Below are 13773 nucleotides of genomic sequence, written 5' to 3'. Positions count from 1 at the left end.
CTCCCCGGGCAGTGTCGTGCCCGGAGGTGACGCGGATGCGGGCACAGGACGGACGACGGCAGGACGGACGACGGCGCGACGCGCGGCAGCAGGTCGGGCGGCTGGGGGAGGACCTCGCCGCGGCGCACCTGCTCGGCCTCGGCTGGCGGGTGCTGGACCGGAACTGGTACGGCCGGGCCGGTGAGCTCGACGTCGTCGCGCTGGACGTCGGCGTCGACGAGGTGGTGGGCGTCGAGGTCAAGACCCGGCGCAGCGGCGCGTACGGGACGCCCGCGGAGGCCGTGACACCGCCGAAGGTGCGTCGCATGCGCGTGCTGACCGCCCAGTGGCTCGCGGAGCACGACGTGCGCTGCACCGGCGTCCGGCTCGACGTGGTGGCGGTGGAGCTCGTCCCGCACGGGCCCCCGCGCGTCGAGCACCTGGTGGGGGTCGGCTGATGGCGCTCGGACGGACGTTCGCCGTCGGCCTGGTCGGGCTGACGGGCACCGTGGTCGAGGTCGAGGCGCACCTCGCGGCGTCCCTGCCGGCCTTCGTGCTCGTCGGCCTGCCCGACGCGTCGCTGGCCGAGTCGCGGGACCGGGTCCGCGCGGCGATCGGCTCGACCGGCCTGACGTGGCCGAATCGGCGGGTGACCGTGAACCTCTCGCCGGCCGCCCTGCCCAAGTCCGGCCCCGCGTTCGACCTGGCGGTCGCCGTCTCCGTCCTGGCGGCGGCCGAGCTGCTCGACCCCGCGCAGGCCGCCCGGACGGTGCACCTGGGCGAGCTCGGGCTGGACGGTCGCCTGCGGCCCGTCCGGGGGGTCCTGCCCGCCGTGGCGGCCGCCGTGGCCGCCGGCAGGCCGGACGTCGTCGTGCCGACAGCGGACGTCGCCGAGGCCGCGCTGGTGCCGGGCGCCCGGGTCGTCGGGTGCAGCACGCTCGCGGAGGTGGTGCGGCGGCACGGCGGCACCGTCACCGTCCCCGACGTCGCCCCCGTCGCCGTGAGCCGGCACGCGGTCGTCGGCCGGGCACCGGTGGGCGACCTGGCCGACGTCCTCGGGCAGGACGAGGCGCGGGCGGCGGTCGAGGTGGCCGCAGCCGGGGCGCACCACCTGCTGCTCGTCGGGCCGCCCGGCGCGGGCAAGACGATGCTCGCGTCGCGGCTGCCCGGCCTGCTGCCGGACCTCGCCGAGGAGGACGCCGTCGAGGTCACGGCCGTGCACTCGGTCGCCGGCACGTTCGACCCGACAGACGGGCTGCTCCGGCGCCCGCCGTTCGAGGACCCGCACCACACCGCCACGCCGGCGAGCATCGTCGGCGGTGGCAGCGGCACCCCGCGACCCGGCGCGGCGTCACGGGCGCACCGGGGTGTGCTGTTCATGGACGAGGCCCCGGAGTTCTCGACCACCGTGCTGCAGACGCTCCGGCAGCCGCTGGAGCACGGCGAGCTCGTGATCCACCGGTCCGGCGGTGCGGCCCGCTACCCGGCGCGGTTCCAGCTGGTCCTCGCGGCGAACCCGTGCCCGTGCGGGCAGGCCGTCGGCAACGGGCTGGGCTGCCGGTGCACGTCGCTGGACCGCCGCCGGTACTTCGGCAAGATCTCCGGCCCGCTGCTCGACCGGGTGGACGTGCAGGTCGAGGTGCCCGCGGTCCGGAGCGCCGCGCTGGTCGGCGCGGGGGAGTCGACGGCGGTGGTGGCGGCCCGCGTCGCGGCAGCGCGCGCCGCCCAGGCAGCCCGCTGGGCGGGCACGCCGTGGCGCGTGAACGCCGACGTCCCGGGCCGCGTGCTGCGCGAGCGGCTGCGGGCGACGCCGGGGCTCCTGCGGCCGGTCGACGTCGCGGTCGACGAGGGGCGCCTCACGCTCCGCGGTGCCGACCGGGTGCTGCGGCTGGCCTGGACCGTCGCCGACCTCGCCGGGCGCGCGGCGCCGGACGGGAACGACATCGGGACCGGCGTCGCGCTGCGCACCCGCGGGCAGGTGGGGTGATGCCCGGCGCGGCACACCCGTCCGAGGCTGAGCTGCTGGCGCGCGCGGCGTGGAGCATCGTCGCGGAGCCCGGGGACGCGGCGGCCGGGGCGGTCGTGACCGCACTGGGCGCGCCGACCGCGCTCCGGTGGGCGGCGCAGGCGGTCGGCGAGGCTCCGGAGACCGCGTGGCAGCGGCTGCGCGGGCTCGTGCACGCGCGGGGCGCCGGGGAGGCGGGTGCGACGGTACCGACGCCGGTGGGCGCGGCGTCGGGTGGCGCCACGGCGGCGGCGACCGTCCGCGTCCTCTCGCGGGCGCTCCCGCGCTGGGCGCCCCGCCTCGACGGCCTCGACCCCAGGAGGGCGCTGGACGCGCTGGCACGCGAGGGCGGGGTGCTGCTGGTGCCCGGCGGACCGGGCTGGCCCGCGCGGCTCGACGACCTGGGGCCCCTGGCGCCGCTGTGCCTGTGGGTTCGTGGCGGCGCCGCGCTGGACGGGCTGACCCGGCGCTCGGTGGCCGTGGTGGGCGCCCGGGCCTCGACCCCGTACGGCGAGCACGTCGCCGTCGGGCTCGGCGGCGGGCTGGCGTCCCACGGAGTGACCGTCGTGTCCGGCGGGGCCTACGGCATCGACGTGGCCGCGCATCGCGGGGCGCTCGCGGCCGGCGGACCGACGGTCGCCTTGCTTGCCGGCGGCATCGACCGGCCGTCGCCGGCGGGCAACCGCGACCTGCTCGAGCGGGTGGTGGCCGACGGCGGCGCGCTCGTCGCGGAGAGCCCTCCCGGCACCCCGCCGACGCGCTCCCGGTTCCTCCAGCGCAACCGGCTCATCGCGGCCGTATCGGGTGCGACGGTGGTGGTCGAGGCGGCGTGGCGGTCCGGGGCGCTGAGCACGGCCGCCCGCGCCGCCGAGCTGCTCCGGCCCCTCGGCGCGGTGCCCGGTCCCGTCACCTCCATGGCGTCGACCGGCTGCCACCGGCTGCTGAGGGAGGGCGCCGCGGTCTGCGTCACGGACACCGACGAGGTGCTGGACCTGCTCGGGCCCGTCCCCGCCGACCCCGGAGGAGGCTCGCGCGCGGGAACGGGTGCCGCCGGCGGCGCGGGACCAGCGCCAGGGCGGGACGGGTTGGACGGGCGGGACGGACTCGACGGGAGCGGCGGTAGCGGCGCCAGCGGCGCCAGTGCCGTAGCGGGGGTCACCGACCGGGCGGACACCGTCCCCTCGCGGGTGCTCGACGCGCTGCTGCAGCGCCGCGCCCTGGCGGTCGGCGAGGTGGCGCGGCGAGCGGGACTGGCGTCGCGGGAGACGGCGGGGGCGCTCGGCCTGCTGGAGCTCGACGGCGCGGCGCAGCGGGTCGACGGCGGGTGGCGGCGCGCCCCGGAGCGCCGCTCGGCCGGCCACCGGTGAGGCGGCATGGCACACCAGACGCCGCCTCGCACGCCCTGGAAAACGCATTCACACCGACGGGGGACACGGGACCGGACGCGGACCGTCCGAAGGGTGGACGCGGGAACTTCCGGACACGCCTGAAAGGGCATGTAAATCGGACACCGAATCGGACATTTGCCCGTGATTCGTACAGGGGTGGGTGAAACGCACCACAGACCGCTTGTCGCCCGGAGGTGTGACGGGTGACCGTAGTCCCGTGCACACGGGGGCGGCTGCGGGAACGGCACGGGGGATCACCCCCGTGGCCGAGGAGTTCGCGCTCCATCTGCGGGCCCAGCGCGGCCTGTCCGAGAACACCGTGCGCGCCTACCTGGCCGACCTGGCGGACCTCGCGGGCTACGCGCGTCGCCACGGCGTCCCGGACCTCACGGCCGTCGACATCGCCGTCCTGCGCGGCTGGCTGGCCGCGATGGCCGCCTCCCGGCGCAGCCGCGCGACGCTCGCCCGGCGCGGTGCGGCGGCCCGGACGTTCTTCGCCTGGGCGGCACGCACGGGCCGGGTCGCGCAGGACCCGGCGCTGCGCCTCGCGAGCGCCCGTCCCGCCTCGCACCTGCCGACGGTCCTGGACCAGGGCTCGGCGGCGGCGCTGCTCGACACCGCCCGCGTCCGCGCGGACGACGGCGACGCCGTGCACCTGCGGGACTGGGCGGCCCTCGAGCTGCTGTACGCCACCGGTGTGCGGGTCGGCGAGCTGAGCGGCGCGGACGTCGACGACCTGGACCTCGGGTCCCGGACGCTCCGGGTCACCGGCAAGGGCGACAAGCAGCGCGTGGTCCCCGTCGGTGAGCCGGCGGTCGACGCGGCCGAGGCCTGGCTGACCCGCGGGCGCCCCGCGCTGGCGACGCCCACGTCCGGTCCCGCGCTGCTCCTGGGCCGTCGCGGGGCCCGCGCGGACCAGCGGCAGCTGCGGCAGGTCGTGCACGAGATCGCCCGGCTGGCAGAAGTGGACGACGTCGCGCCCCACGCTCTGCGACACTCGGTGGCGACGCACCTGCTGGAGGGTGGCTCCGACCTGCGCAGCGTGCAGGAGGTGCTGGGTCACGCCAGCCTCGCGACCACCCAGCGCTACACCCACGTGACCGCGGACCGCCTCCGCGCGTCGTTCGAGCAAGCACACCCCCGCGCATGACCCCCGAGATGGAGAGCCCCATGTCAGTCACGGCTGAGGACACCGTCCCGCTGGCTGTCGCCACGCAGCGTCGTGGCACGAGCGCGCCGCTGGGGGTCATCCCGCGCCAGCAGGTCGTCGAGGGCGACCTCGACGTCGAGCCGCTGGACTCCGACACGGCGACGGCTCTCGCGGTCGTCGAGGTCGAGGAGGCCGACCTCCTGGGGGTCGTCGTCACGCTCACCGCCGTCGTCGACGACGACCTGGACGAGCTGACCGAGCCGGCCGTAGACCAGGTCGCCCTGGACTGGCAGCTGTTCAAGTCCGGGGGCGACCGCCTGGTCCGGGAGCGGCTGATCCTGCACTACGCGCCGCTGGTCACCGCGGTCGCCGGCCGTGTCGGCATGCGCCTGCCCGCGATGGTCGAGCAGGCGGACCTCGTCTCGTACGGGATGTTCGGCCTGATCGACGCGATCGAGAAGTACGAGCCGGGCCGCTCGGTGAAGTTCGAGACCTACGCCAGCTCGCGCATCCGCGGCGCGATCATCGACGAGCTGCGCGCGATGGACTGGATCCCGCGCTCGGTCCGCACGAAGGCCCGCGCGGTCGACCGCGCCTACGCCGAGCTGGAGAGCGAGCTGCACCGGGTCCCGACCGAGGGCGAGGTCGCGGCGCGGCTGCAGATCGACATCCGGGAGCTCCGTGCCCTGTTCACCCAGCTGTCGACCGTCAACGTCGCCGCGCTCGACGAGCTGCTCGGTGGCGGCGAGGACCGCGGCGACCGGCTGTCGCTGCTGGACACGCTCGGTGACGACCGCACGCCCGACCCGGAGAACTCGTTCGAGGCCCAGGAGACCAAGTTCCTGCTGGCCCGGGCGATCGACCAGCTCGGCGAGCGCGAGAAGCTCGTCCTGGTCCTCTACTACTACGAGGGCATGACGCTCGCCGAGATCGGCCGGGTGCTCGGCGTGACCGAGTCCCGGATCTCGCAGATGCACACCGCGGCGATGCTCCGGCTGCGCGCGCGCCTCACGGAGGCCGACCGCGGCTGACCCGCGGCTGAGCAGCACCACCGGCCCGCCGCGCAGCAGGAGCACCGGGTCGAGGTAGGTCTCGCCGTCGCGCACGCCCCAGTGCAGGCACGTGGGTGTGCAGTGGCTCCGCCCCGGCCCGACGACACCGAGCAGGGCCCCGGCGCCGACGCGGTCACCGGGCCGCACGGCGGCGGTCACGGGCTCCACCGAGCTGCGCAGCCCGTCGTCGTGCAGCACCGTCAGCACGGGACGGTCGACCACCACGCCGGCGAACGTCACCGTCCCGGCACGTGGCGCCCGCACCGGCGTGCCCGCGGGTGCGTCCAGGTCGACCCCGCGGTGCCCGGCGGCCCACCGGGCGGACGGGCCGTCGAAGGCCTGCACCACCGCGACGGGCTCGACGGGGGCCGACCACGGTTCCCGGGACGGCCCGGAGCCTGGCGCGGCGGGTGCGGTGCGCGCCGGCAGGACGGCCGGTGCGAGCGCGGCGAGGGCAGCGACCACGAGCACCAGGACGAGGGTCCGGGGGAAGGTCCGGGGGAGGACGCGGCGGGACGGCATGGGACGACGGTGCCGGGCGCCGGGTGCCAAGCACGGGCCGCGGGGTACGGTCCTGGGGAGGACGCGGGTGCCCGCGGCCTGTGGACGGCTCGGCGACGAGTCGTGGAGCAGCCCGCCCAGCGCGGCGGCACCGCGCGGACCGCGCTGTCCCGGGGGCTCACGGCTGTCCGGTAGACTCCTCCTTGCGACCGGTGCGTGCCGGTCGACATCGCGCGTCATCACCGACGTCCCGCACCCCCACCGTCCGCGGTACGGGTGCGTGCCGGAGGGCCGACGCTGGCAGCGGTCCGGGTTCGCCCGGCGCCAGCGTGGGCGTGACGCCAGGGGTGCCGCCCGACCCGGACGGCGCCGACAACCGGATCAGCGGGTGCGCCCAGGCGGGCCCGCGAACAGTGAGCGCGCCCCCGCTGGGGTGCGCCGGAAGGACGTGCCATGGCCGTCGTGACCATGCGCCAGCTGCTCGAGAGCGGTGTCCACTTCGGGCACCAGACCCGCCGCTGGAACCCCAAGATGAAGCGCTTCATCTTCACCGAGCGCAACGGCATCTACATCGTCGACCTGCAGCAGTCGCTGTCCTACATCGACCGCGCGTACGACTTCGTCAAGGAGACCGTCGCCCACGGCGGCAGCATCCTGTTCGTCGGCACCAAGAAGCAGGCGCAGGAGCCGGTGGCCGAGCAGGCCGCCCGCGTCGGCATGCCGTACGTGAACCAGCGCTGGCTCGGTGGCATGCTCACCAACTTCCAGACGGTGAACAAGCGCCTGCAGCGCCTCAAGGAGCTCGAGCTCATCGACTTCGACGACGTCGCGGGCAGCGCCTTCACCAAGAAGGAGCTCCTGATCATGCGTCGCGAGAAGGACAAGCTCGCGAAGACGCTCGGCGGCATCCGGGACATGACCCGCACGCCGTCCGCCGTGTGGATCGTCGACACGAACAAGGAGCACCTCGCCGTCGACGAGGCGCGCAAGCTCGGCATCCCGATCGTCGCGATCCTCGACACGAACTGCGACCCGGACGTCGTGGACTACCCGATCCCGGGCAACGACGACGCCATCCGCGCCGTGCAGCTGCTGACCCGCGTGATCGCGGACGCCGCCGCCGAGGGCACCATGCAGCGTCACTCCGCCCGCCAGGGTGGCGGCGCCGACTCGGCCCCGGCCGAGGCCGAGCCGCTGGCCGAGTGGGAGCGCGAGCTGCTCGCCGGCGCCGAGGAGTCCCTCGCCTCCGACGCGACCCCCGAGTCCGCCGCCACGGCTGCTGCCGCCGGTGACCCGGTCGCCCCGGTCGGCGAGGCCGGCCCCGCCGAGGGTGCCGCCACCCCGGGCCAGGACGCCGCCCCCGCGGTCGACGCCGCTGCCGCTGGTGCCGCCGAGGAGATCGCCGCCGCCGAGTCCGAGGGCGACGCCGAGTCCAAGTGACCCGGTCCGCCACTCACACGCACTGACGAGAAGGACGGAAGCACAGATGGCAAACCTGGCTGACATCAAGGCGCTGCGCGAGAAGACCGGCGCCGGCATGCTCGACGTCAAGAAGGCCCTGGAGGAGGCGGGTGGCGACGCCGACAAGGCGCTCGAGATCATCCGCGTCAAGGGCCTGAAGGGCGTCAGCAAGCGCGAGGGCCGCTCGGCCTCCGACGGCCTGGTCGCCGCCGAGGTCGTCACCGCCGGCGACGGCGAGGACGAGGTCGGCGTGATCGTCGAGGTCAACTCCGAGACGGACTTCGTCGCGAAGAACGCCACCTTCATCACCCTGGCGGAGAAGGTCCTGCAGACCGCCGTCGCGAGCGGCGCCCGTGACGCGGACGCGCTGCTCTCGGCCGACGCCGAGGGCAAGTCCCTGCAGGAGGTCGTCGACGAGACGGCCGCCGTGCTGGGCGAGAAGGTCGTCGTGCGCCGCGTGGCCCGCGTGGCCGGCGAGAAGGTCACCGTCTACCTGCACAAGGTGAACAAGGACCTCCCCCCGCAGGTCGGCGTGCTCGTCGCGACCGACGCCAAGGGCGCCGAGGTGGCCCGCGACATCGCGACGCACATCGCCGCGTTCTCGCCGTCCTACCTGACGCGTGACGAGGTCCCGGCCGAGACGGTCGAGAACGAGCGTCGCATCGCCGAGGAGACCGCCCGCAACGAGGGCAAGCCCGAGGCCGCGCTCGCGAAGATCGTCGAGGGCCGCCTGACCGGCTACTTCAAGGACGTCGTCCTGCTGGACCAGCCGTTCGCGAAGGACTCGAAGAAGTCGGTCGCCCAGGTGCTGGCCGAGGTCGGTGGCTCCGTCACCGGCTTCGTCCGGTTCCGCGTCGGCGCCTGACCACGCACGACCCGGTGGCCCCGGCCCGACAGGGCCGGGGCCACCGGCGCGAGGTCACCTCGCACCATCCCCGCCGACGACCTGGAGGTTCACCCGTGACGGACGAGACCCAGCCCCGGCGGGTGCTGCTGAAGCTCTCGGGCGAGGCGTTCGGCGGCGGCTCGATCGGCCTGGACCCCGTGGTGGTCCGCCGCGTCGCCGCGGAGATCAGCGCCGCGGTCGCCGACGGCGTGCAGGTCGCGATCGTCTGCGGCGGCGGCAACTTCTTCCGCGGCGCGGAGCTGGCGCAGAACGGCCTGGACCGGGCGCGCGCGGACTACATGGGCATGCTCGGCACCGTGATGAACTGCCTGGCGCTGCAGGACTTCCTGGAGCAGGCCGGCGTGGACACCCGGGTGCAGACCGCCATCACGATGGGGCAGGTCGCCGAGCCGTACATCCCGCTGCGGGCGATCCGCCACCTGGAGAAGGGCCGCGTCGTCATCTTCGGCGCCGGCGCCGGCATGCCGTACTTCTCGACCGACACCGTCTGCGTGCAGCGCGCCCTGGAGACGCACTGCGACGAGGTGCTGATGGGCAAGAACGGCGTGGACGGCGTCTACACCGCGGACCCCCGCACCGACCCGACGGCGACCAAGCTGGACCACCTCACCTACACCGAGGCGATCGTGCAGGAGCTCGGGGTCATGGACTCCACGGCCCTGTCGATGTGCCGCGACAACGGCGTGCGGATGCGCGTGTTCGGGCTCGAGGAGCCCGGCAACGTCACCCGCGTGCTCCGGGGTGAGAAGATCGGGACGCTGGTCACCGAGGACTGACCTCCTCGGCGCGCCTGCCCGCAGCCGCCCACCCGCACACCCCCGCAGGACCATGACTGAAGGAGCCACCGTGATCGACGAGATCCTCCTCGAGGCCGAGGAGAAGATGGACAAGGCCGTCGAGGTCGCCAAGGAGGACTTCGCCGCCATCCGCACGGGTCGTGCCAACGCGGCGATGTTCAACAAGATCACGGTCGACTACTACGGCAGCCCGACGCCGCTGCAGCAGCTCGCGTCGTTCAACGTGACCGAGGCGCGCACCATCCTCATCACGCCGTTCGACAAGTCGTCGATGCAGGGCATCGAGAAGGCGCTGCGGGACTCCGACCTCGGCGTGAACCCGACGAACGACGGCAACGTCATCCGGGTCAGCCTGCCGGCGCTCACCACGGAGCGGCGCAAGGAGTTCGTGAAGCTGGCGAAGACGAAGGCGGAGGACGCGCGCGTCTCCCTGCGCAACGTCCGCCGCCGTGCGAAGGACGAGCTGGACCGCCTGGTGAAGGACGGCGAGGCCGGCGAGGACGAGGTGACCCGGGCGGAGAAGGAGCTCGAGGGGCTGACCAAGCGCCACGTCGACCTCGTCGACGCGCTGCTGTCGTCCAAGGAGAGCGAGCTGCTCGAGGTCTGATGTCCGTCCACCCCGCCGTCGCTCCCGCGCCGGGCACCTCGCGTGCCGGGCGTGACCTGCCCGTCGCCGTCGCCGTCGGGCTGGCGCTGCTGGTCGCGGTCGCCGCGTCCCTGTTCCTCCGCAAGGAGGTCTTCGGCCTCGTCGCGGTCCTCGCGGTGGGGGCGGGGCTGTGGGAGCTCGCGCAGGCGTTCGCGCGCCGGGGCGTGCACATCCCGGTGCTCCCGCTGCTCGTCGGCGACGTCGGCATCCTCGTCTCCGCGTACGTCGCGGGAATGGAGGCGCTGTTCGTCGCGTTCGTCCTGACGGTCGGCGGCATCGTCGTCTGGCGGGTGCTGGACGGCAGCGGGCCGCGGGCCGTGCGGGACGCGACCGCGGGGGTGTTCGCCGCGGCGTACCTCCCGCTGATGGCGGGCTTCGTGATGCTGCTGCTGGCCACGGAGGACGGCGCGTGGCGGGTGGCCCTGTTCATCCTGCTGTGCGTCGCGAACGACACCGGCGGCTACGTGGTCGGTGTGCTGATCGGGCGGCACCCGCTGGCCCCGTCGGTCAGCCCGAAGAAGACCTGGGAGGGTCTGCTCGGCTCGGTGGTGCTGGCCTGCGTGGTCGGCGTGCTGGGCGTGCACCTGATGTTCGGGGGCGATCCCGCGGTGGGGGCGCTGCTGGGCGTCGCGACCGTCGCGGTGGCCACGCTCGGCGACCTGGGCGAGTCGATGATCAAGCGGGACCTCGAGCTCAAGGACATGGGCACGCTGCTCCCGGGGCACGGCGGGGTGCTGGACCGCATCGACTCGATGCTCCTCGCCGCGCCCGTCGTCTACCTGCTGCTCGAAGCGCTGCAGCCGCTCGCTGCCTGACCTGACCGACCACGAACCCCCGAGGAGGACCGCGTGAGCGCCACGCCTGTCGCACTCAACCTGTCGGCCCCGACCCGGGGCGCCCGCGGCAAGCCGCCGAAGCACTTCGTCGACCTCACGCCCGCCGAGCGCGTGGAGGCCGTCACGGCGCTGGGCGAGAAGCCGCTGCGGGCCAAGCAGCTCGCGACGCACTACTTCAGCCACCTGACCGCCGACCCGGCGGCGATGACGGACCTGCCGGCCGCCAGCCGCGACAAGCTCGTCGAGGCCCTGTTCCCGCCGCTGCTCACCGCGGCCCGGACGCTGCAGGCCGACGGCGGGACCACGGTCAAGACGCTGTGGCACCTGTTCGACGGCGCCAAGGTGGAGTCCGTGCTCATGCGGTACGCGCACCGGTCGACGCTGTGCGTCTCGAGCCAGGCCGGCTGCGGCATGGCGTGCCCGTTCTGCGCGACGGGGCAGCTGGGCCTGACCCGCAACCTGTCGACCGCGGAGGTCGTCGAGCAGGTGCGCAGCGCCGCCGCGTCGCTCGCCGCGGGCGAGGTGCCCGGTGGCCCGACCCGCCTGTCGAACGTCGTGTTCATGGGCATGGGCGAGCCGCTCGCGAACTACAAGACCGTCATGGAGACCGTCCGGCGGCTGGTCGCCCCGGTCCCGGAGGGCCTGGGCATGTCGGCCCGGAACATCACGGTCTCGACCGTCGGCCTCGTGCCCGCCATGCGCAAGCTCGCGGGCGAGGGCATCCCCGTCACGCTGGCGCTCTCGCTGCACGCCCCGGACGACGAGCTCCGCAACGAGCTGGTGCCGATCAACACGCGCTGGAGCGTCAAGGAGACGATCGACGTCGCCTACGAGTACTTCCAGGCGACCGGCCGCCGGGTGTCCATCGAGTACGCGCTGATGAAGGACATCAACGACCAGGCGTGGCGCGCGGACCTGCTCGGCACGGAGCTCAACCGGCGCGGCCGTGGCTGGGTGCACTGCAACCCGATCCCGCTGAACCCGACGCCCGGGTCGAAGTGGACGGCCAGCGATCCCGCGGTCGAGCAGGAGTTCGTGGCACGCTTGCGCGCACACGGGATCCCCACGACGGTCCGGGACACCCGTGGCAGCGACATCGACGGGGCGTGCGGCCAGCTGGCGGCGGAGGAGGACGAGGCATGAGCGCGAACGGCGCCATGTTCCGGCGGGTGACGGGCGTGCGGACGGGGTACCACCCCGAGGAGGTCGACGACTTCTTCACGCACGCGCGCACGGTCTACGAGCAGGGGCCGGCCGGGGCGCTGTCCAGCAAGGACGTGCGCACCGTGGCGTTCGACCTCGTCCGGCGCGGCTACTCGACCACCGCCGTCGACGCCGCGCTCGACCGGCTGGAGGCGGCGTTCGTCGCCCGCGCCCGGGCGGACTTCATCGCGGAGCGCGGCCGCCAGGCGTGGCTGGACCAGCTCGCCGAGCAGGCCCGGTCGCTCTACGGCCGGCTCACGCGCCCCGACGGCGAGCGGTTCGCCCCGCCGAAGGGGCGCCAGCCCGGGTACGCCGCCGCCGACGTCGACGCCCTGTGCCGCCGGCTGGTCGACTACTTCGACAAGAACGTCCCGCTCGCCGCGCAGGACGTGCGCTCGGCGGTGTTCGGGCGGGCCAAGGGCGCCCGCGCCTACGCCGAGGGCCCGGTCGACGCGTTCCTCGAGCGTGCCGTGGACGTGCTGCTCGCCGCCGAGTGACGTCCCCTCGGGCAGGATGGGGCGGATGAACCCCCGCTCCGTCGTCCTGCTCGGCTCCACCGGATCGATCGGCACCCAGGCCGTCGACGTCATCACGCGCAACCCCGGGCGGTTCCGGGTCACCGGCCTGAGCGCCGGCGGTGCGGACCCGGCGGCGCTCGCGCGGCAGGCCGTCGCCCTCGGGGCGCAGACGGTCGCCGTCGCCGACCCGGACGCCGCCGGGACGGTGTTCGCCGAGCTCGTCCGCGCGTCCGCCGACGCCGGGCTGCGGCAGATGGGCGTCGAGGTGCTGACCGGCCCGGACGCCGCCACGCAGCTCGCCGCCCGCGGGGCCGACGTCGTGCTGAACGGGATCACCGGGTCGGTCGGCCTGGGCCCCACGCTCGCCGCACTCGGTGCCGGCAGCACCCTGGCGCTGGCGAACAAGGAGTCCCTGGTCGCCGGCGGCCCGCTGGTCCGTGCGGCGGTGCAGCGGCCCGGCCAGGTCGTGCCGGTCGACTCCGAGCACTCCGCGATCGCCCAGTGCCTGCGCGGGGGTGCGCGCAGCGAGGTCCGGCGGCTGGTGCTGACGGCCTCCGGCGGGCCGTTCCGGGGCCGCACCCGCGCCGAGCTGGCGGACGTGACGCCCGAGCAGGCCCTCGCGCACCCCACGTGGGCCATGGGGCCGGTCGTGACGATCAACTCGGCGACGCTGGTGAACAAGGGCCTGGAGCTCATCGAGGCTCACCTGCTGTTCGACGTGCCGGTCGCGGACATCCAGGTGGTCGTGCACCCGCAGTCGGTCGTGCACTCGATGGTCGAGTTCGCAGACGGCTCGACGATCGCGCAGGCCTCCCCGCCGGACATGCGGCTGCCGATCGCCCTGGGGCTGTCGTGGCCGGACCGCGTGCCGGACGCCGCGGCGCCCTGCGACTGGACCCGGGCGGGGTCGTGGACGTTCGAGCCGCTCGACGAGGACACGTTCGGCGCCGTGGCGCTGGCCCGGGCGGCGGTCGCGGCGTCGCCGACGCACCCGGCGGTGTACAACGCGGCGAACGAGGAGGCCGTCGCGGCGTTCCTCGCGGGGCGGATCGGGTTCCTCGACGTCGTGGCCACCGTGGAGGAGGTGCTCGCGGAGCACGCCGGCGGCCCGGTGCGGGAGGTCGGGGACGTGCACGCGGCCGAGGAGTGGGCGCGGGCCCGTGCGGGCGAGCGGATCGCCGCGCGCTGACCCTGACGTCACGCCCGCCGAGGTCGTCACATCGGCGCGAGGTCGTCCCGTGGGAGTGACGACCTCGTGCGGGACTGACGACCTCGCGGGGCAGGGCGGGAGCTGGCTCTTATACACATCCGACGCTGCCGACGAAGGCTT

General features: G+C 74.8%; 13 protein-coding genes and 1 pseudogene. 13 read left to right on the top strand and 1 reads right to left on the bottom strand.

What is annotated here, in order from left to right:
* Nucleotides 1–35: 35 nt before the first annotated feature.
* The 5 genes from KJP73_RS05340 (at nucleotide 36) to whiG (ending at nucleotide 5553) form a co-directional block, all read left to right on the top strand.
* Nucleotides 36–437, top strand: a complete 402-nt coding sequence (locus KJP73_RS05340; RefSeq protein ID WP_213281761.1) for a YraN family protein — start codon at nucleotides 36–38, stop codon at nucleotides 435–437.
* The gene (locus KJP73_RS05335) at nucleotides 437–1966 is read left to right on the top strand and encodes a YifB family Mg chelatase-like AAA ATPase (RefSeq protein ID WP_213281760.1); all 1530 of its coding nucleotides are present in this window, start codon (nucleotides 437–439) and stop codon (nucleotides 1964–1966) included. Before KJP73_RS05340 ends, KJP73_RS05335 begins: the two co-directional genes overlap by 1 nt.
* Nucleotides 1966–3351 (top strand): DNA-processing protein DprA, encoded by a 1386-nt coding sequence (gene dprA / locus KJP73_RS05330; RefSeq protein ID WP_213281759.1) that lies wholly within the window; start codon nucleotides 1966–1968, stop codon nucleotides 3349–3351. The genes KJP73_RS05335 and dprA overlap by 1 nt, the downstream gene beginning before the upstream one ends.
* Nucleotides 3352–3625: 274 nt before the next feature.
* Nucleotides 3626–4522 carry a tyrosine recombinase XerC gene (locus KJP73_RS05325; protein WP_213281799.1) on the top strand — a complete coding sequence of 299 codons (897 nt, stop codon included), beginning with the start codon at nucleotides 3626–3628 and terminating at the stop codon, nucleotides 4520–4522.
* A gap of 20 nt (nucleotides 4523–4542) precedes the next feature.
* Complete coding sequence (gene whiG, locus KJP73_RS05320) at nucleotides 4543–5553, top strand: RNA polymerase sigma factor WhiG (RefSeq protein ID WP_213281758.1); 1011 nt, start codon at nucleotides 4543–4545, stop codon at nucleotides 5551–5553.
* A 57-nt stretch (nucleotides 5554–5610) separates the two neighbouring features.
* On the opposite strand, the pseudogene KJP73_RS05315 reads toward whiG, so the two are convergent.
* Nucleotides 5611–6096, bottom strand: a pseudogene (locus KJP73_RS05315) (M23 family metallopeptidase); the annotation flags it as partial.
* A gap of 432 nt (nucleotides 6097–6528) precedes the next feature.
* Between KJP73_RS05315 and rpsB the strand changes: the two are divergent.
* From rpsB to dxr, 8 genes are all read left to right on the top strand, one after another.
* Nucleotides 6529–7515 (top strand): 30S ribosomal protein S2, encoded by a 987-nt coding sequence (gene rpsB / locus KJP73_RS05310; protein ID WP_213281757.1) that lies wholly within the window; start codon nucleotides 6529–6531, stop codon nucleotides 7513–7515.
* A gap of 46 nt (nucleotides 7516–7561) precedes the next feature.
* Nucleotides 7562–8401, top strand: coding sequence for a translation elongation factor Ts (gene tsf, locus KJP73_RS05305; RefSeq protein WP_213281756.1), 840 nt, complete (start codon nucleotides 7562–7564; stop codon nucleotides 8399–8401).
* Between the two features lie 95 nt (nucleotides 8402–8496).
* Nucleotides 8497–9219, top strand: coding sequence for a UMP kinase (pyrH, locus tag KJP73_RS05300; protein ID WP_249669119.1), 723 nt, complete (start codon nucleotides 8497–8499; stop codon nucleotides 9217–9219).
* A gap of 70 nt (nucleotides 9220–9289) precedes the next feature.
* A complete protein-coding gene (gene frr / locus KJP73_RS05295; RefSeq protein WP_213281755.1) occupies nucleotides 9290–9847 on the top strand; it encodes a ribosome recycling factor in 558 nt (185 codons plus the stop codon).
* Nucleotides 9847–10701: a phosphatidate cytidylyltransferase gene (locus KJP73_RS05290; protein ID WP_213281754.1), complete on the top strand. Its 855-nt coding sequence runs from the start codon at nucleotides 9847–9849 to the stop codon at nucleotides 10699–10701. The genes frr and KJP73_RS05290 overlap by 1 nt, the downstream gene beginning before the upstream one ends.
* Before the next feature lie 33 nt (nucleotides 10702–10734).
* Nucleotides 10735–11865, top strand: coding sequence for a 23S rRNA (adenine(2503)-C(2))-methyltransferase RlmN (rlmN, locus tag KJP73_RS05285; RefSeq protein WP_213281753.1), 1131 nt, complete (start codon nucleotides 10735–10737; stop codon nucleotides 11863–11865).
* Nucleotides 11862–12422 carry a DivIVA domain-containing protein gene (locus tag KJP73_RS05280; RefSeq protein WP_249669118.1) on the top strand — a complete coding sequence of 187 codons (561 nt, stop codon included), beginning with the start codon at nucleotides 11862–11864 and terminating at the stop codon, nucleotides 12420–12422. Before rlmN ends, KJP73_RS05280 begins: the two co-directional genes overlap by 4 nt.
* Nucleotides 12423–12447: 25 nt before the next feature.
* Nucleotides 12448–13632 (top strand): 1-deoxy-D-xylulose-5-phosphate reductoisomerase, encoded by a 1185-nt coding sequence (gene dxr, locus KJP73_RS05275; RefSeq protein ID WP_213281752.1) that lies wholly within the window; start codon nucleotides 12448–12450, stop codon nucleotides 13630–13632.
* Nucleotides 13633–13773 lie beyond the last annotated feature (141 nt).

The sequence above is a fragment of the Cellulomonas hominis genome (assembly GCF_901521055.1).
GTDB lineage: Bacteria > Actinomycetota > Actinomycetes > Actinomycetales > Cellulomonadaceae > Cellulomonas > Cellulomonas endometrii.
The sequence above is the reverse complement of the archived record's forward strand: the minus strand, read 5'-3'. Positions and strand labels throughout refer to the sequence as shown.